Here is a 17,963-nt window from a genome sequence, read left to right as displayed (position 1 = left end):
GCATCGGTCATGACACCCGCATGACCCTCAGATTCAAAGCGCTTTTTGTCCATCTCTTCACCGCTACCGGAGCTGTTTTCGCGATGCTGGCCATGCTGGCCGCTGTCGAAGAGAAATGGAGCCTGATGTACCTGTGGCTGGTGGTTTCGTTCATCGTGGACGGTATCGATGGCCCTCTGGCCCGGCATTATCACGTCAAGAAAAACGCGCCCGAGTTTGATGGCGTATTGCTGGATCTGATTATCGACTACCTTACCTATGTGTTCATACCGGCTTATGCGCTGTTCAAATCCGGGCTGATGGACGGATGGACCGGTTGGTTCGCGATCATCGTCATCACCTTTGCTAGCGCCATGTATTTCGCCGATACGCGCATGAAAACAAAGGACAACTCCTTTTCCGGATTTCCCGGATGCTGGAACATGTTCGTGATCGTGATCTTCGCGCTCGAACCCAATTTCTGGGTCATCCTGCTGCTGGTGTCACTGCTGTCTGTGGCGATGTTCCTGCCCCTGAAATTCATCCACCCCGTCCGCACGGAACGCTGGCGCGCTGTATCGCTGCCTATGGCCTTTGCCTGGACCTTCTTTGCCGGCTGGGCCGCCTGGGTCGATTTCCACCCCGAAAGCTGGGCGCATTGGGGTCTGGTGATCACCAGCCTCTATCTGGTGTCGGCGGGGATTGCGCAGCAGATCATACCGCAGCGCAAAAGCGCGGATTACAGGACCTCCTGAACCTCAAACTCGGTGCCGTTATGGGTAAAGACGTCACCCTCTTGCAGGCCGATCATGGCCAGATAGATCGGGCTTTGGGTTGAGATGCCCATATAGGTCTTGCCATCCACATCAAACCGCGTAGTTGAAACGCAAACCACAAAGCGACGGTTGTTGAACTTGACCACGGCCCCAGGCTGCACCGTATCAGTGATGCTGAAATCGGTGTTTTCGATCACGTCGATCTTGGCGTGATGGGTATGCACCGGGGCATCAAAAGCCGCCGCCAGATCTGCATTCTCACGTGAGGCGGCGATATCGTCCTTGTCATGCCCTTCCCGGTCATCCAACTGAGAATCCTTCAGGAAAGCGTCGTAATGGGCCTGAGCCGTCGCCAATTCTTGCTCTTCCAGCGACATCAGTCGGTCTATGATGGCCTTCTTACGGCCGGCCGGGTCAGTTGAGGCAGTCATGCAATGCGATCCTTTGAATTCTCTATCTGATACAAATTGAGCCTCAACCAGCCGGATTGCAATAGAATTCCGCTCGTCAGATCAGCAGGCCCGCCGCCCGTTCATGGCGCAGCAGGGCGACCTTGGTCTCAACCCCTCCGTCACCAGAAAAGCCGCCCAGTCCGTTGGCCGCCAGCACCCGGTGACAGGGGATGATGATCGGGATCGGGTTGGCTCCGCAGGCTTGCCCCACGGGCTGAGGGGGCTGCCCCAACTCTTTGGCGATGTCGCCGTAAGTGCGTGTCTCGCCCAAGGGGATAGCGAACATGAGGTCACAAACCTGCTGTTGAAATTTTGACCCGGCCACGCGGTAGGGCAAATCAAACCGCTCCAGTTGACCCTGATCATAAGCCGTCAACTGCGCGGCAGCTTCCTGCAACAAGGGCGTTTGGGATCCCTCGTACCGACCATCCCACACAAGACGCGTGACGGCTCCGTCGGTTTCTTCGACCCCAAGGCAGCCAAACTGGGTTTCAACGGCAATCATCGGCATGATGGCAGCGTTTCAGATCGCCGCCCCCGCTGCAACGAAAAACCCCCGGCCGATGGCCAGGGGGTCTGATCTTAGCTCAGTGCTTCGTTGCAGCGTCCACAGACACCTGCGTGAGTGTGGCGACCAACATCGGGCAGGATCTTCCAGCAGCGCTGGCATTTCTCGCCTTCGGCCTTTTCGAACACCACCGCGACGCCCTCGATTTCCGGTACGCGGAAGGCTTCGGCGGGGGCCGGGTCGCCGGTAACAGTCAAGCCCGAGGTGATGCACATGTCATCCACGTCAAAGGTGGCAAGCAGATCGCGGGTTTCCTGATCCTCGACATGAACGATCGGCGCGGCCTCAAGGCTGGAACCGATTACCTTGTCCTGACGCTGGACCTCCAACGCAGCGGTCACGGCGCGACGCACGCGGCGCACTTTTGCCATATAGGTTTCCAGCACCTCGTTGCGCCAGTCGGCTGGAGTGTCAGGGAAGTCCACCAAATGGACCGAGCTGTCATCGCCCGGAAAGCGCTCCAGCCAGACCTCTTCCATGGTGAAAACCAGAACCGGTGCCAACCAAGTAGTCAGGCGGTGGAACAGGATATCCAGCACGGTGCGGGCCGCGCGGCGGCGCAGGCTGTCACCGTCGCAATACAGTGCATCCTTGCGGACGTCGAAGTAGAAGGACGACAAATCGACCGTGGCAAAAGTGAACACGGCGCTGAACACGCCCTGGAAGTCGAAGGACGCATAACCCTTGCGGACCTGCTCATCCAGATCGGCCAGACGGCTGAGCACCCAACGTTCCAGACGCGGCATTTCCTCGGGCGCGACGCGGTCGGCTTCGGTGAAGTCGGCCAGCGAGCCCAGCATGAACCGCATGGTGTTACGCAGGCGGCGGTAGCTGTCAGCGGTGCCTTTCAGGATTTCCGGCCCGATCCGCTGGTCGGCGGTATAGTCGGTCTGAGCCACCCACAGGCGCAGAATATCCGCGCCGTATTGTTTGACGACCTCTTCCGGCACGATGGTGTTGCCCAGCGATTTGGACATCTTGTTGCCTTTGGCATCCAGCGTGAATCCGTGTGTCACCACGTTGCGGTACGGCGCACGACCCTTGGTGCCGCAGGCCTGCAGCATGGACGAATGGAACCAACCGCGGTGCTGGTCGGTGCCCTCCATATAGACGTCGGCGATGCCATCCTCGGTCCCGTCCTCACGGTCGCGCAGAACGAAGGCATGGGTTGAACCGGAATCAAACCATACATCCAACACGTCGAACACCTGATCGTAGTCGTCGGGGTTGGCGATGCCGTCGAGGATCTTCTCTTTGAAGCCTTCAGTGTACCAGATATCCGCGCCGTCTTTCTCAAACGCCGCCTTGACGCGGACGTTGACCTCTTCATTGCGCAGAAGGTAATCCGCGTCGGTCGGCAAAGCGCCCTTCTTGGTAAAGCAGGTCAGCGGCACACCCCAGGCGCGCTGGCGGGACAGGACCCAGTCCGGGCGCGCCTCGATCATAGAATACAGGCGGTTGCGACCGGTCTGCGGAGTCCATTTCACCAACTCGTCTATGGACCGCAGGGCGCGTTCGCGGATGGTGTCGCCCATCTCGCCCATGCCATCGTCCAGCTTGCGGTCAACGGACGCAAACCACTGCGGCGTGTTGCGGTAGATGATCGGAGCCTTCGAGCGCCATGAATGCGGATAGCTGTGCTTGATCTTGCCACGCGCCAGCAGCCCGCCAACTTCGGCCAGCTTGTCGATGACCGCCTTGTTGGCGTCACCCTCACCGCCCTTACGGGACAGGATGAACTTGCCGCCGAAGAACGGCAGATCAGCGCGGAACGAGCCGTCATCCATCACGTTATAGGTGATGACCTGTTCGAGCATCCCTAGATCGCGGTAAAGCTCGAATTCCTCCATACCGTGCGACGGCGCGCAGTGGACGAAGCCAGTGCCTTCGGTATCGGTCACGAACTCAGCCGCGCGAAAGTCGCGGATGTCGTCCCATTCGCCATTGCCGCCCTCGGCCCCGGCCAGCGGGTGGGTCAGTTGCACGCCCGCCAGCTCATCCGTGGTCACGTCACGGACGCGGGTCCACTGGTCATCGTTCAGGCGCGCTCGGCCCAGAACGTCGGCGGCCAGATTATCGGCCAGCAGGAATTTGTCTCCGACTTTAGCCCAGCATTCGTCAGGCGCTCCAGTGACTTCGTACAGGCCGTAAGAGATGTCCTTGCCAAAAACGACAGCCTTGTTCGAAGGCATCGTCCAAGGGGTGGTCGTCCAGATCACCACAAACGCGTCATCCAGATCGCCTGCATTCACGACCTTGAACTTCACCCAGATGGTGAAGCTTTCCTTGTCGTGATACTCGACCTCGGCCTCGGCCAGAGCGGTTTTTTCGATGGGCGACCACATCACGGGCTTTGAGCCCTGATAAAGCGTGCCGTTCATCAGGAACTTCATGAACTCGTCGGCGATCACGGCCTCGGCGTGATAGTCCATCGTGATGTAGGGATCGGCCCAGTTGCCTGTGATGCCCAGACGCTTGAACTCTTCACGCTGGATGTCGATCCAGCCTTCGGCGAACTTGCGGCATTCCTGACGGAAATCGACGACGTTCACCTCGTCCTTGTTCTTGCCCTTCTTGCGGTACTGCTCCTCGATCTTCCACTCGATCGGCAAACCGTGGCAGTCCCAGCCCGGAACATAACGCGCATCAAAGCCTATCATCTGATGGGACCGCACGATCATGTCCTTGATGGTCTTGTTCAGCGCGTGGCCGATATGCAGGTGACCGTTCGCGTACGGGGGGCCGTCATGCAGCGTAAAGGGCTGGCGGCCCACTTTTTCACGCAGGCGGTCATAGACGCCGATGGTCTCCCACCGCTCCAGCCATGCGGGCTCGCGCTTGGGCAGGCCGGCGCGCATGGGGAACTCGGTTTTGGGCAGGTTCAGCGTGTCTTTGTAATCAGGTGTCTGGATCGTGTCGGCGCACATTGGGGGCGTCCTTTGGATGATCTGGTCGTACTAGGATCGAAGCGGTCGGTGCGAAGTCTCAAACACCTTTGCCCGGCGTCTCAGAGGGTCAGAGCGCCGGGGATATAATTCGAATAATGATGGCCGTCCGGTCATACATGGCCGCGCTTATAGGACGCCCGCGCCTAATGGTCCAGAGGTTCCGCCCCTTGCGGCGAATGGCGCAGCTTGGCCCAGCGGTTGAGCCACGCCAGACCCGCCAGCGCAAGGCCCAGAGCCAGCAGCGAGAACACCCGGATCAGGCCGCCCAGCCCGGCAATGTCGATGAGGAACACCTTGGCCACGGCCAGCCCGATCACCCCCAGACCTGCCTTGCGCATCAGGTCGGATCGGCGCGCCAGCGACTGGTAGAACAGTGCTGCCCCGATCACCAGCAGGGCCATGGTATAGGTGTAAAGTTCGGGCTGGGTCACACCGTTGTCCTCATACATCCCGGCGGCACCCTGCCAGACGTGACGGATCATCAAGCCCAGCCAGACCGCCGCCAAGACGCTGCTAAGCCCCCAACTGGCGCGCTTCAGCCACAGCGGTGTGGCATGGATGCGCCAAACCGAGAACCCGATGGCCAGCGCAGGCAACAGGTAAGCCACCGCCAATGTGTTCAGGACAGGCGGGCCCAGAACCGGCGGCGCGATTGTGCTGAGAAGCGGGTTCGCCTCAGCCAGCGCCTGTGCCAGCCGGAATAGGCCATGCCCGGCAAAGAACGCGGCCAAAAGATAGCGGGCATAGTTCAGCTTGCCGCCCAGTTCGAACCGCTGCACCTGTGCGAAGGCCAGCAGCAGCCAAATGAGCGCGAGCAGACCCAGCCCCCAATGACTGTTGGTGGCACCGCCTTCGCCAAAGCTCTGCAGCCAGCGTTCCAGCAAAAGCGACAGCAGGATACCCCCTGTCGCCCAGGCAGCGCTCTCAAGGAGCAGCGATGCCACGGGGCGGGTCAGAGGACGGATCAACAGCCATCCGATCAGGAACCCGACGGTGGCTGCGCTGTAAACCAGCGCCATCTCGGCCACCGGTGCTGAACTGGCCCAGACAAGACCCGGGTTCAGCACCAGTCGCACCGTGACCGTGAACACTCCGGCCCAAATGAACCAGCTCAACGGAGGCAGGGTGAACTTGCGATCCAGCACGGCGGCCACAACAATCATCACGACCAGAGCAATGGTCAGCGCCGCTGAACTGAGGACGATGACGCAGGCAAAGGTCAAACAGGACAGCGCCGAAAGCGTCGCCAGAGACGCGCGCATCTGTTCGTCGCCATCAATGCGCGCAAAGCGCTCGGCAAAGACAACCATCAGCACGCCCAATGCGATGCCATGCAGCGCCCACGGGTAGGCTCCGATGGTGTCTGCGGGATGCCAGCCGACCTCAAGCGCGATGGCCAGAGCGGGTGCAAAGACAGCAGCCGCACCGGCCCAGACCGCCGGGAATGTGGACGCCTGCATCGAGCGCCACGCTGCGGTGACTGAAATCACCGCGCCCAGCATCATCAGGATCGTGACCACCCACGGGTAATCTGCCTCAGCCGTTTCGGCATAGGTTTCGGCGAACTGGCGCAGCACGATGCCGTCATCCCAGCCATGCACCAGAACGAACCAGATGAGGCCAAGCGCAGGCAGCGCGATTGCGTCCTGCAAGGCCTCGGCCCGCCTGCCCCACAGCATCAGGCCAAGTGTCAGCCCCGCTAGCAGCGCAACTCCCAACCAGAACTCAGCGGGGCTGTCGGCCCAGTGCACCGACAGAATGACGGAACTTACGGCAACTGCGCCAAAACCCAGCCGGGTTGGAAATTCGGGCCACGGGCCTCCCTTTTTGCGACGGATGATCTGGCTGATCATCACGCCGCCATGATCGGGCCAAACACGCCGAACGGGGATAGCAATCGCAATCACCGCCAGCGCCGTGACGCAAATCAGGTAGTCAGGTTCCGTCAAGGGTGAGGACAACACCAGCAACAGGCAGGCCGAATACGCACCGAACAAGGTCAGAACCGAGATCCACGCCCAGCGCCGGACCGTGTCGATTCCCAGACCCAAAACGGCGATCACAAAGAAATAGGCATAAAGCCAGCTAGGGTCCTTGGACGCGCCGCCAACGACGAAGGGGGCCGAAAAGGCTCCGATCAAACCAACGGCGGCCAGTAAGGGGCCGTGAAACCAACCCAAAACCAACCCCAACAGTGCGACAACAACCATCGCAGCCAGCGCGGCTTCGGGGCCGATCAGGTCATAGAGCTGCCTTGCGGCCAGAATGCCTCCGAACAGGGTGACCAGACCGGCGCCGGAGAAGACCGAGGGCAAATAGGCGGTGGCCGAGGATTCGTCATCGCCATACCTGCGGCGGATCACTTCGCCGGCAACGATCAGCGCCGTACCGAATATCAACGCGGCAATCACGCGGGCGGACGGCGGCAGCAACCCGTTATCAACGCCGTATTGAACCAGAAATATCCCCGCCAGCGCCAGCGACAAGGCAGACACCGCATAAAACCAATTCTCCCGCATCCAGGTCGAGAGGGCAGCAAACCGATCCTCGCGAAACACAACGGCGGCAGGCGGGGACTGCTCGGCAGCGGGCCGAGGTGTTTGAGCCTTGGACCACGGGGCAGGCTTCGGTGGCTTGTCCGGTTTCTCGGTCGGTTTGCGCGGCTCGGGCCGGGCTGGCACAGCGCGCGCCTCGGGCACATCTCCGCCCAGCGCGCGGAGTTGCAGTTCAAGCTGTTCGACCCGGCGGCGCAGGCGCGTGTGACCGACAAGCAGAACAATAATGGCCACTGGTATGGCCAACACGATCAATCCGACAAGAACAAGCAGGGATTCCAATGGGCTCTCCGGGTGGTTTCAACGCCAAGCTACCCGAGGCTCGCAGCAGGCAACAGTCAGAAATCCCGGCAATTTACTCATAGGCCTGCGGGCTAAATCCACCCGATCGTCGGGCGCGCGATCATCAGCCAAAGGATGGTCAACACCGCCGCAAATGCCGGAAACCCGCAGGCGAACCAGATACGGAACAGACGGTGATAGACCTGCGGCAAGGGCACGGCGCTGTCAGCCGCCGCCTGCGCCAGCCCGCGCATTCGCACTTGTATCCAAACGACCGGCAGCCAGAACACCCCGGCCACCGCGTAAAGCATCAGCGAGGCCAGAAACCACCGCTCGGTCAGGGACCAGCCCAACCGCCATGCCAGCAGCCCCCCGGTTATGGGCTGGGCAATAACGGCCGTTGTCGTGAACAGCAGATCGGCCAGAACCACCACTCCGGCGGTCTGCGCGATGAACCGGGCATCACCCGAGCGGTGCGCGATCAGCATAAAAAAAGCGATCCCCGCACCAGTGCCCAGCAGGACGCAGGCTCCGATGATGTGCAGCCAACGCAGGATCAGGTCCGGGTCCATCAGCGGCTCTGCAACAGGGGCCAGGCGACAAGCGAGAGCGTCATCGCCGGCAGGATCTTGATCAATGGGCCGAGCGGGTCGAGCCATAGGCCCGGCACCGCGAAACTTGCGGCCAGTAGGTAAACGAGGGCAACGGCAACCTGCGCCAGACAGGCACGCGCCGCCCAATGGCGCCACAGGATGGCCAGGCCAAGTGCGATATCGACGAAGGACCAGAACAGGACGCTGGCAACGGCCAAAGCCATGCCCCACCCGGCTTCGGTCAGAATGGCCGCTGCCTTAGGCAGACTGATCAAGCCAGTTAAGCCGGATAACACCCAGAAGAGGCTCAGCACTGCAACGACCAGAGGCATCAGCAGCGACATCCGCGCAGTCAGACGGTGCTCACGCGAGCAGGTCAAGCCTGCATAGACCTGTGGTAAGCTGTCCAGCGTCCGGCCCGTGACCGCACGGTAGGGTTCGGGGTCACCCACCACACCGTCTGCCATCACTGTCATCGCATTGCTGCGCAAGGGCGAGCGCCACCCCAAATGACCCAACCCGTCGGCACAGGCCGAGATCAGGCCGGTCATAACCTCTGGCACTACCACCCCGGCCCGCGCAGCCGGGAACCCCATCCATTTACGGGTCTCTGCCAGCACTTGGGACAACGAGGCCGGAGTGTCCTCGACCAGATCATAGGTCCCCTCCGGCAAGTCCTGCGCCACGGCCTGCACAACGGCGCAGCACAGGTCCGGCATCCCGACACATTGAACGAGCGTGTCGGGATACGCGATTGGCTGCACCAATGGTACCGCCGTCAGCATCCGCAACAGCGCGGTGCCGCCAAAATCCGATTGCCCGATCACCAGCCCCGGTTTGAGTATCCACAACGCAGCGCCGCTTGCCCGCAGCGCCGCATCCCCGGCGGCCTTGGTGCGCATGAAGTCAGTGTCGGCATCGGGTTCGGCCCCGATGGCCGATATCTGGACCACGGCGATATTCCTTTGCGCGCAGGCCTGGCCCAAAGCTGAAATGGCGGTGTGGTGAACGGTTTCAAGATCATCTGCCGGACCATCCTGCAGTGCGCCGGCGCAGTTCACGACGCAATCAATGCCCTGCAAGTGCTTGTCCCAATCCTCGGGCCGCAAACAGGCCCGCAAGTCACCCAGTATCTGCGGAACGTCCCCAAGAACCTGAGCCCCCGATTTCTTGCTGCGTACAAAGGCCGAGACACGCACGCCCTCAGCCCGCAGCGACCACGAGACCGCGGCGCCGATAAATCCGTAAGCCCCTAAAACCAGAACGTTTTTATTCGCAAGCTGCAATTGGCACTCAATCACTTGAAACTGTTTGCCGCAGCCTAACCGTTGGCCGAAGTTTGACCAGCCGTTTACGCTGCCCTGCGACAATCTTGGCCGTCACGGGTGAAACAGAGACCCGACAAGATACGCGATCAACGCCGCAGCCCCGCCGATCACAAAGGTTTCGAACCCGGATCGCCACCAGGGCGCCAATGACCAGCGGCTCTTGAACGCTCCGATGGAAAAGAAAACGCCCATGGTCATGCAGGCCGAGATCGTAAAGGCTTGATCAAACCCAAGAAGGAACGGCAGCAGCGGCACCATGCCGGCAACGAGGAACGCGATGAAGGTCGCCATTGCCGCCTTGAACGGATGGGGATCAACGCTGCCGAGGCCGTATTCGCCCTCGACCATCAGGTTGATCCAGTTTTCGTGGTTGGCTGTGATCGCATCTGTCGCCTCGTCCAGAACGCGGCCCGACAGGCCCTTCTGCGCCAGAATCTCGCGCACCTCGCGGCGCTCACCGTCGGGGTAGAGGTCGATATGGCGCTCTTCGATGGCGCGGATGCGGCGGATGTTGTCCAACTCGGCCTTTGTACCCGAGTAATTCCCGGCGGCCATTGAAAACCCATCCGCCAGCACGTTGGCCAGACCCAAGGCAACGATGATGAACGGGGACAGCCCAGCGCCAGCAACCCCGGCCACGATGGCAAAGGTAGTCACCGACCCGTCAATGCCGCCATAGACCACATCGCGCAGCACGCCCCGACCGGGTGGCGCATTGATCCGCGCGGCGATTTCTTGCTGGCTGTGTCCGTGATCGGTCATGGCTGGCTCCGGCTTTGTTATGCATGCCAACCGGCCAAAGGGCTTTGCGACAGGTCAAGTTTTGGAAAACAACCCGCTGAGCGCACGCTTGATCATCCCGCGCGTTGAAGGTTTGTGCCGGTCGGAAAATGGCAGCGGTCGGCAGACCTCCATCGCGGCCACGCCAACCCGCGCGCTGAGTGCGCCGTTCACCAGCCCCTCGCCAAATCGGCGTGACAGTTTGCTGAGGACCGATCCGCCCAAAATAGGCTCCAGCAGGTCGTCACCCACGGCCACGGCCCCGGTCGCCACCAGATGCACAAAGACAGTCCGCGTCAGACGCCAACTGCCCAGAAACCCTGCGCGGCCGCCATAGATCTCGGCCACCCGGCGGATCATCCGCAACGAAGCCGCAAGCGCCGTCACAACATCGGCCAACGCCAAGGGCACCAGTGCGGTCACAGTAGCAACCTGCCGGGCGGCGGCCTCGACCTCGCGGCTGGCGGCAGCATCCAGAGGGGCCAGCAACTCGTCTTCGGCCAGGGTCAGCAGGGTTGACGCGTCGAATTGCTCGCCCATCCGTTCGGCCAGACGATCGCGGCCCCATTGGGTTTCGTCGCACCCTTTGTAGAACGCGATCAGGCGGTTGGTCACCGCGCGGGCCTGCGCCAGATCACCCTCGGCCAGTGCAACATCCGCAGCGTGGCGCGTTCCATCCACGCGGGACAGTCGCCCAATAGCCGCCAGTTCCCGCACCGCGATGATCAGAGCAACCAGAAAAAGCGCCCCGATCAACCCCGTCACGACCCAGCCCAAGATGGGCGCGCGCAGCAGCAGTGAATTGACGAAGTCCCAGGCGGCAACCGAGACCACGGCGCCGATCACCGCCAGCGCCAGCCCCCAGAACCACCGCGACAGGGCTGAGGGTTTCCGCGCCGCCAGCCGCGCCGCCACCTGTATCGCCTGCCCTTGCGGTGGGGCAATATCGGGCACTGGCGGGGCCTGCGCCACATCAGCCGCGGGCTCTTCCGCATCCAGATCGATCAGTACCGGACCTCTAGGCATCTACCGCCCCTTCCCTGCGCCAGATATATTTGATGTCCGGCAGGTTTTCATCATTGTCCGCCCCATCACTGCGGGAAATCTCGACAAATCCGTTGTGTTCATAGAACCGCTGCGCACCAAGATTGGCCTGAAACGCATACAGGGACAGCTGTGCCCGGACGGATTTGGCGTGTTGCAGCAAACGCCGCCCAATTCCTTGCCCACGCGCTGCCGGTGTCAGGTACAGCGAGTGGATGTCATCCCCATTCAGCGCCAGAAATCCAAGGATTCCCCTCTCGGCCTCGGCCACAGTGACCCAGTTCTGGTCAATCATCCAGCCGCAAAAAGCGATCGTTTCGGCGCGGGAGTGCAGCTTGGGCATCCAGCCGTTTTCCCGCGAAAACCCGTGCAGGATCTCTCCGATGCTACCGGCATCCGTGCTGCGGGCGGGGCGGAGGGTCACTGTCACAGGCGGTCTCCGATCAGGAACTGCGCGGCGCGGTCCAACCGAATATGCGGAGGGCCGTCGCCGGGGCGCAGGGTCAGATGCGCGGGCGCAAAAGCCATGAATTCGAAATCCTCACCCAGCCAGCTTTCGGCCCCGTTGCGGGCCGGGCCCAGCAGATGCGCCGGGTCGTCGGGCAATTCGCCGGGATAAAAGGCCGCCTGTTTGCCGTCCAGCAAGGTGCCGCGTACGCATGGCAAGTCAGCCCCGTTGTGATTGCGGATTTCTTCGGTCGTCGCCCGCAGCGCCGCCAGTGACAGCGCCGCCGTTTCCGCCCCGGCAAAATTGGCACGGTCGCGGGCATCGCGGGTCAGAGCTTCCATGATGTGGGTCAGGCGGGGATGTTGCGTGTGGTGAAGGTGATCGGCCTTGGTGGCGGCAAACAAGATGCGCTCGACCCGTTTGCCCAACAGCAACTGGCTGAGCCATGCGTTGCGCCCCGGGCGGAAGGCCGCAAGGATGTCGGCCATTGCTCGTCGCATATCCTCAACCGCTTGTGGTCCTTTATGGATCGCACCCAGTGTGTCGACCAGAACCACCTGCCGGTCGATCCGAGCGAAATGATCCCGAAAGAACGGCTTTACGACCTGAGACTTATAGGCCTCGTACCGCCGCGCCATTTCGCGGTGCAAGCTGCGCCGGGGCGCGTGTCCCTCCACGTTCAGTGGCGCGAAGGTTAGCACCGGAGACCCTGCCAAATCGCCCGGCAACAGGAATCTCCCGGGTGTGCAATCATAGAACCCGGCATCGCGCGCAGCGCCGAGATAAGATGCGAATTCCTTGGCTAGGGCCTGCGCTTTGGGTTCTTCATGCGTTTCAGCCGGGTCGCTCGTGTTGACCAAATGAAGAAACGCGGCGGCCTCAGTGCGACCGGCGATACGGTCCAGCGTTTCCGCGGACCAGACCTCATAAGACTTGTCCAGCAGAGCCAAATCCAGCAGCCATTCTCCGGGATAGTCCACGATATCCAGATGGATGGTTCGCGGCCCCTGCAGGCCGGAAAGCAGCCCGGAAGGACGAGCCTTGAAGGACAGGCGCAGCTCGGACACGGCGCGGGTGCTGTCGGGCCAGTGCGGTTGTAGGCCGGTCAGGGCGGCCAGATGGTTTTCGTAGTCGAACCGTGGCACAGTATCGTCCGGCTGCGGCTGCAGGTAGACGGAATTGATGCGACCTTCCTGCTGCGCCACCAGACCGGGCATCCGCCCCCGGTCTAGAAGGTTCGCAACCAAAGAGGTTATGAACACCGTCTTACCCGACCGGGCCAACCCGGTGACGCCCAGACGGATGACTGGTTCAAACAGAGTTTCAGACACACGGTCACCCACGGATTCAACACCGCGCACAAGACTGTCTGCCAGGGATGAGATGACCAAACTGTCGCCCCGCTTTTTTCGTTTCGCTCAAGATAGGTAGAGGTCGCCGCACTTGCCAGAGCTTTCCCACCCTTGCCCCTTTTCTCGCGGCAGGTTACCAGCGGCCCATGCCCAGATACGCGCTGAAAGTCGAATACCAGGGGGAACCGTTCGCCGGGTGGCAGCGGCAAAAGGAATTGCCGTCTGTGCAGGGGGCAATCGAACAGGCCTTGTCGCGCATTCAACCCGGAGAGCATACCATCGCCGCCGCCGGCCGCACCGATGCGGGCGTTCATGCGCTGGGTCAAATCGCCCATTGCGATCTGGTCAAGGACTGGGACCCGTTCCGCCTGTCCGAGGCGCTGAACTATCACCTCAAGCCGCAGCCGGTGGCCATCGTCAAAGCCGCACAGGTTGACGATGACTGGCACGCCCGGTTTTCAGCGCTGGAGCGACAATACCTGTTTCGCATCCTGATGCGCCGTGCCCCTGCAACCCATGACGCCGGACAGGTCTGGCGGATCAATCATCGGTTGGACGTCGACTCCATGCAGGCTGGGGCGGATACGTTGATCGGTCGGCATGATTTCACCACTTTCCGCTCCTCCATCTGTCAGGCCGCCAGCCCGGTCAAAACGCTGGATGAGTTGCGGGTCGAAAAGGTTCAGGGATTTTCCGGCCCCGAGGTGCATTTCCACGTCCGCGCACGGTCATTCCTGCACAATCAGGTGCGCAGCTTCGTGGGAACTCTGGAACGGGTCGGCGCAGGTGCGTGGACGCCCGAAGATGTACGCGCTGCGCTAGAGGCCACCGACCGTGCCGCATGTGGGCCCGTTTGCCCACCGCAGGGCCTGTATCTGGCGCGGGTTGAGTATCCGGAACCGGTATTCGACTAGATCGCGCGCATCAAGAGACCGCTGGCGATCACCACGATAGTCAGTCCCGCCACCAGTTCGATGGTCGGGGCCAACACCGAAGCAAACCGTGTGGCCGAGACTGAAGCCAACAACCCTCCGCGCAGGCCAAACGAGGTCCAACCAACCAGAGTTGTCACCGTTGCCGTGCCCAAAGCCATCGCAAACGCGCCTGCGATGCCGATCATTGCGATGCCCATTTGCCATGTCAGGATCAACACGAACAATGCGCCTGTGCAGGGCCGCGCGGCAATGCCTGCGATCAGCAGCGTGGCTTCGCGAAGGCTGCCAACCTGAGCGACTTCCTCGGCCGTCGGGCCGTGTCGGTGGCCGCAATCGGAACAGACGCCATCATTGTGATCATGGTGATCGTGTTCATGATGGTGGTGATCATGGTGCTGATGCGCGGTTTCGGTTCGATGCCGCCGTGCAAAGCTGCGAATGGAACGGGTCACCAACCAAAGGCCGATCGCGGCAATAGCGGCATAACTGATCGGAGCCATGACTTGCTCGGTTGTGCCCACAAGACTTTCGCGCGACATCTGAAAAATCAGGACACCCGCATAAACCAGCACAACAGCCGTCACCGCCTGCCCCAGACTTGACAGCACGCTGATCGCGGACAGGCGCCAGAAGGCGACGCGACGGCCCAGCCCGTAGCCTCCGATCAGAACCTTACCGTGGCCGGGGCCGATGGCATGAAAAAAGCCATAGGCGAAACAGACTGTTAGCAGTGTTGCGACCGCTTCGGGCTGCTCGGTTCGAACCGCGCGCAAAGCCCGCGCGATCTGATTCTGAAATTCGCGCTGCTCACCCGCAGCCCAGGCGGCAAGGCTGTCAAATCCGCCACTTCCCCAGAACCACAGCAGCAAAGCAATGGTGATGGCAACCGGAACAATCAGGTATTTGGACATGAAACGAAAATCTCGGACGCGAAGCTCTCCCCGACCATCGGGATATCGTTTTCCTCAAGATCATAATCGGCGTCGAGCGTCAGCAGGAATGCCTGCATCTGCGCCAATTGCCCATCAATATCGGGATCAATCCGATCAATCTGGCAGGATGCGGGCCCTGTCACTGTAACGGGGCGCGTCACGTCGTATGCGATGTAGAATGTCTCATCGTAGGCTTTCGCCGTCAGCGAAGATGCAGACACCGCGCCGCCCTCAACCGCACGCAAATGGCTTGTTACAATACGCCCGTCCTCAGTTGTGGCTGTAGGCTCCAACGGGCCGGACAACGCCACCGGAGCGCCATCGGCGAAAACAACCAGATCACCGTTGTACCCTTCAATCCAATGCGCGTCGAAACCCGACAGGACCTGTTCTTCGCCTTCGGTCAAGACGCCATCGAAGTCGTGATCCAGTTTCAACTGTTCAAGTTGGTAAAGCGAGTATAGCTCGTCATAGGCCCAGGTCACGCGCACATGCGTCAACTGGCCGGAGTCGTCCACGATGAACTCAAGCCCGGTGTCGATGTAGACATGCGGGTGCGCCATGGCCGATATCGGCAGGCAACAGGTCAAAAGGGTCACGATACAGCGCATGGGCGAAAGATAGGGGTTCGATCCACGCCCGGCAACGCGTTTCACAGATGACGTGCATAAATCGGCCAAAAGATCAGGCCGGCGGAAACAGGACCAGCGTTTGCAAGGCCGTTCCCACTGGCCCTTCGGTGTCATAGAGCACCGATTGAGACATCCCGATCCCCGAAGGTTGCCAGTGGCACAACGACTCCGAAGCCAACCAATCCGAAACGGGTTCTCGATGGATCTGAACTGTCAGATCAGTATTCATAAACCCCATCTCGGTTGTCGGCGCGTTCCACGAGATACCATTGCCGCAATCGGCCAGCGGGCACAGCGCCTGTATCGGCGATGGAGCCTCTCCCTCCAACAGGGCTGGTACACGCATCCAGACGGTCTTGGGCCCGGCTCCCTGATTGCCGTCCTTCGGATACAACACATCAGAGTGATTGGCGAAGCCGGGCAGATCATGGCGGACCTCGCCGATCGGGAACGGACCGGTCACCGCGTCTTCCAACCGGGGTGGAGCTATCGTCACATTCGGAACCGGTCCCAGATCGCGTCGCGCCAGATGCATGGTCGTCGCGGTGGCGCAGAGCCTGTCATCCAGATCATGCACTGTGACCCGCGTGGTCGCCAGCGTCTTGGTATGGCGGGTGGTTTCCGCCGCCACACGCAGCCCCGCCAAAGGTTGCGGCCGCAGCAGGTCGACGGTCAGACGGGTCAGCATCTTCTCGGGGCCAACCTCGGTTTCTGCCGCCCGCACAATCAGGCCGCTGACCGGCCCTGCGTGGCAGTGATCGGCAGACCATGGTCCGCGCGCCGGATCACAGCCCACAAATGCACCGTCATCGCGCAGATGAAAATAAGCCTGTCGGCTTAGCTCTGATGTCCCGCTCATGGGCTACCTCAAGTATTTTTCTGTTCACCCGACGCTAAAACCGGGCTTTACCTTGGGCCAGAGAATGACTTAGCTGCGGGGAAAATGTCCAGTTCCGCGACGGGACATTACGCAAATTGAAGCAGTGGGAGGTGCGGCATGGCGTTGTTGATCGAAACCGGGTTGTCTGACTGGATCAGCGACAGCGATATTGCTCGCGATATCAAGCGGCTGCATCCCGACGCGGATGTGCGGACACCGGACAGCCTTGGAGATCCTGCCGACATCACCATGATCGCCGTCGTCGGGTTGAGCGACGACCACCCCAATCGCCTGCCGAACCTTAAACTGGTGCAAAAGCTGGGCGCCGGGGTCGAGACCATCGTCAGCAATCCCAACCTTCCCCAGCATGTGCGCGTCGCTCGGCTGAAACCGGACGCCCCCGCGCAGGGCATCGCCGAATGGTTCGTGGCTTACATTTTGCGCCATCAACGCCACATGGGCTTTCACGAGGCTGCCCAGCGCCGCGCGGAATGGCTGCCCAGGGCACCGCTTTATTCCCCCGATACTGTGGTGGGTGTTCTGGGCCTGGGCCATATCGGCGCGCGCAGCGCCAAGATGCTGCGGGCGGTCGGGTTTCAAGTCATGGGCTGGAGCCGTTCCCCCAAACAGATCGACGGTGTGACGTGCCTGCATGGCGATGATGCGCTGCCCGATTTGCTGGGCCAGTGCGATCATGTCTGCGCGATCCTGCCCTCGACCCCTCAGACCGTCAGGCTGTTCGATGCCGGGATGCTGGCCGCGATGAAACCGGGCAGCCAGTTACTGAATGCCGGTCGGGGTGATCTGATCGACGAAACTGCGCTGATCGCAGCGCTGGACAACGGCACCCCCGGCCATGCGGTTCTGGATGTGACCTCAAATGAACCGCTGCCCTCGGACAGCCCTCTCTGGGCGCATCGGGGCGTCTCCATCACACCGCATGTGTCAGGCTGGCACCTGGGCGAGGCACTGTCAGATGTAGGCGAGAACTTTCAGCGGCTGGCCGCGGGAAAACCCCTGCTGCACGAGGTTGACAGGGCGCGCGGCTACTAAACCTTAATCAGGGTGTCAGGATCCAGTTGCCACCCGCATCGCGGCAGCGACGGGTCCGGACCTCTCGGGTCTGATCAGATCCTTCGGGCTGAATAAAGTGCTGCAGATGAACGCAGTTGTCCCGCACATCGCGGACACGGATTGTGCCCTTGGACCCAGACGCGTCATTCACCCAGGTGCTTTCTTCACCGACCTGGGGTGTCCCGTCCGCAAGCATCGCATCTGCAGTCAAGTTCACGACTTCGAAGTCTGCAGGCGTCAGCCCCATTTCGGCAATAATTCGTGAAATCGGCTTAGCATGGACGACCGCCGCCGCTCCAAGAACAATAACCGCCGCCAGTGTAGAAGAAATCCAGGCTCTCATGATCGCCTCGCCTTGCTGAAAAAGATTTGCATTCAAGATTATACCGCCAGCGAACCGGGGCC

The 17,963-nt window shown here is 61.2% G+C and carries 17 protein-coding genes; 3 read left to right on the top strand and 14 right to left on the bottom strand.

Translation table 11 applies throughout. From position 1 onward, the window contains the following. The first annotated feature begins 20 nt into the window (after window positions 1–20). Window positions 21–734, top strand: coding sequence for a CDP-alcohol phosphatidyltransferase family protein (locus ACR0IM_RS15300; protein WP_480593642.1), 714 nt, complete (start codon window positions 21–23; stop codon window positions 732–734). Here the strand turns inward: ACR0IM_RS15300 and ACR0IM_RS15295 are convergent. The 10 genes from ACR0IM_RS15295 to ACR0IM_RS15250 form a co-directional block, all read right to left on the bottom strand. Beyond that, complete coding sequence (locus ACR0IM_RS15295; protein ID WP_480682452.1) at window positions 719–1,186, bottom strand: hypothetical protein; 468 nt, start codon at window positions 1,184–1,186, stop codon at window positions 719–721. The genes ACR0IM_RS15300 and ACR0IM_RS15295 overlap by 16 nt on opposite strands. 76 nt (window positions 1,187–1,262) lie before the next feature. Continuing rightward, window positions 1,263–1,718, bottom strand: coding sequence for a methylated-DNA--[protein]-cysteine S-methyltransferase (locus ACR0IM_RS15290; protein WP_480682451.1), 456 nt, complete (start codon window positions 1,716–1,718; stop codon window positions 1,263–1,265). Between the two features lie 71 nt (window positions 1,719–1,789). After that, the gene (ileS, locus tag ACR0IM_RS15285; RefSeq protein WP_480682450.1) at window positions 1,790–4,702 is read right to left on the bottom strand and encodes an isoleucine--tRNA ligase; all 2,913 of its coding nucleotides are present in this window, start codon (window positions 4,700–4,702) and stop codon (window positions 1,790–1,792) included. A gap of 164 nt (window positions 4,703–4,866) precedes the next feature. Further along, window positions 4,867–7,560 carry a DUF2339 domain-containing protein gene (locus ACR0IM_RS15280; protein WP_480682449.1) on the bottom strand — a complete coding sequence of 898 codons (2,694 nt, stop codon included), beginning with the start codon at window positions 7,558–7,560 and terminating at the stop codon, window positions 4,867–4,869. Window positions 7,561–7,652: 92 nt separating this feature from the next. Continuing rightward, the gene (locus ACR0IM_RS15275) at window positions 7,653–8,132 is read right to left on the bottom strand and encodes a DUF2269 family protein (RefSeq protein WP_480682448.1); all 480 of its coding nucleotides are present in this window, start codon (window positions 8,130–8,132) and stop codon (window positions 7,653–7,655) included. Then, complete coding sequence (locus ACR0IM_RS15270) at window positions 8,132–9,439, bottom strand: SDR family oxidoreductase (RefSeq protein ID WP_480682447.1); 1,308 nt, start codon at window positions 9,437–9,439, stop codon at window positions 8,132–8,134. Before ACR0IM_RS15270 ends, ACR0IM_RS15275 begins: the two co-directional genes overlap by 1 nt. Before the next feature lie 93 nt (window positions 9,440–9,532). Further along, window positions 9,533–10,243, bottom strand: coding sequence for a VIT1/CCC1 transporter family protein (locus ACR0IM_RS15265; protein WP_480642345.1), 711 nt, complete (start codon window positions 10,241–10,243; stop codon window positions 9,533–9,535). Window positions 10,244–10,297: 54 nt separating this feature from the next. Further along, on the bottom strand, window positions 10,298–11,287 hold the full coding sequence (locus tag ACR0IM_RS15260; RefSeq protein ID WP_480682446.1) for a YcjF family protein: 990 nt from the start codon (window positions 11,285–11,287) through the stop codon (window positions 10,298–10,300). Continuing rightward, complete coding sequence (locus tag ACR0IM_RS15255; RefSeq protein ID WP_480593661.1) at window positions 11,280–11,735, bottom strand: N-acetyltransferase family protein; 456 nt, start codon at window positions 11,733–11,735, stop codon at window positions 11,280–11,282. Before ACR0IM_RS15255 ends, ACR0IM_RS15260 begins: the two co-directional genes overlap by 8 nt. Further along, a complete protein-coding gene (locus ACR0IM_RS15250; protein WP_480593662.1) occupies window positions 11,732–13,144 on the bottom strand; it encodes a YcjX family GTP-binding protein in 1,413 nt (470 codons plus the stop codon). Before ACR0IM_RS15250 ends, ACR0IM_RS15255 begins: the two co-directional genes overlap by 4 nt. Window positions 13,145–13,251: 107 nt before the next feature. On the opposite strand from ACR0IM_RS15250, the gene truA reads away from it, so the two are divergent. After that, entirely contained in the window at window positions 13,252–14,019 is a 768-nt protein-coding gene (gene truA / locus ACR0IM_RS15245) for a tRNA pseudouridine(38-40) synthase TruA (protein WP_480682445.1), read from the top strand. On the opposite strand, the gene ACR0IM_RS15240 is transcribed toward truA, so the two are convergent. From ACR0IM_RS15240 to ACR0IM_RS15230, 3 genes are read right to left on the bottom strand one after another with little or no spacing between them, the layout of a single operon-like run. Beyond that, window positions 14,016–14,951, bottom strand: a complete 936-nt coding sequence (locus ACR0IM_RS15240) for a nickel/cobalt transporter (protein ID WP_480682444.1) — start codon at window positions 14,949–14,951, stop codon at window positions 14,016–14,018. The genes truA and ACR0IM_RS15240 overlap by 4 nt on opposite strands. Beyond that, a complete protein-coding gene (locus tag ACR0IM_RS15235; protein WP_480682443.1) occupies window positions 14,936–15,628 on the bottom strand; it encodes a DUF1007 family protein in 693 nt (230 codons plus the stop codon). The genes ACR0IM_RS15240 and ACR0IM_RS15235 overlap by 16 nt, the downstream gene beginning before the upstream one ends. 28 nt (window positions 15,629–15,656) lie before the next feature. Then, window positions 15,657–16,463 carry a thioesterase family protein gene (locus ACR0IM_RS15230; protein ID WP_480593666.1) on the bottom strand — a complete coding sequence of 269 codons (807 nt, stop codon included), beginning with the start codon at window positions 16,461–16,463 and terminating at the stop codon, window positions 15,657–15,659. Between the two features lie 138 nt (window positions 16,464–16,601). On the opposite strand from ACR0IM_RS15230, the gene ACR0IM_RS15225 reads away from it, so the two are divergent. Beyond that, window positions 16,602–17,537, top strand: coding sequence for a 2-hydroxyacid dehydrogenase (locus tag ACR0IM_RS15225; protein WP_480682442.1), 936 nt, complete (start codon window positions 16,602–16,604; stop codon window positions 17,535–17,537). A gap of 7 nt (window positions 17,538–17,544) precedes the next feature. Here the strand turns inward: ACR0IM_RS15225 and ACR0IM_RS15220 are convergent, their stop codons facing one another. Next, window positions 17,545–17,901 carry a hypothetical protein gene (locus tag ACR0IM_RS15220; RefSeq protein WP_480682441.1) on the bottom strand — a complete coding sequence of 119 codons (357 nt, stop codon included), beginning with the start codon at window positions 17,899–17,901 and terminating at the stop codon, window positions 17,545–17,547. Window positions 17,902–17,963: the final 62 nt, after the last annotated feature.

It is taken from the genome of Ruegeria sp. BF6 (genome assembly GCF_056538665.1).
This window is presented reverse-complemented; position numbering and strand designations above follow the sequence as displayed.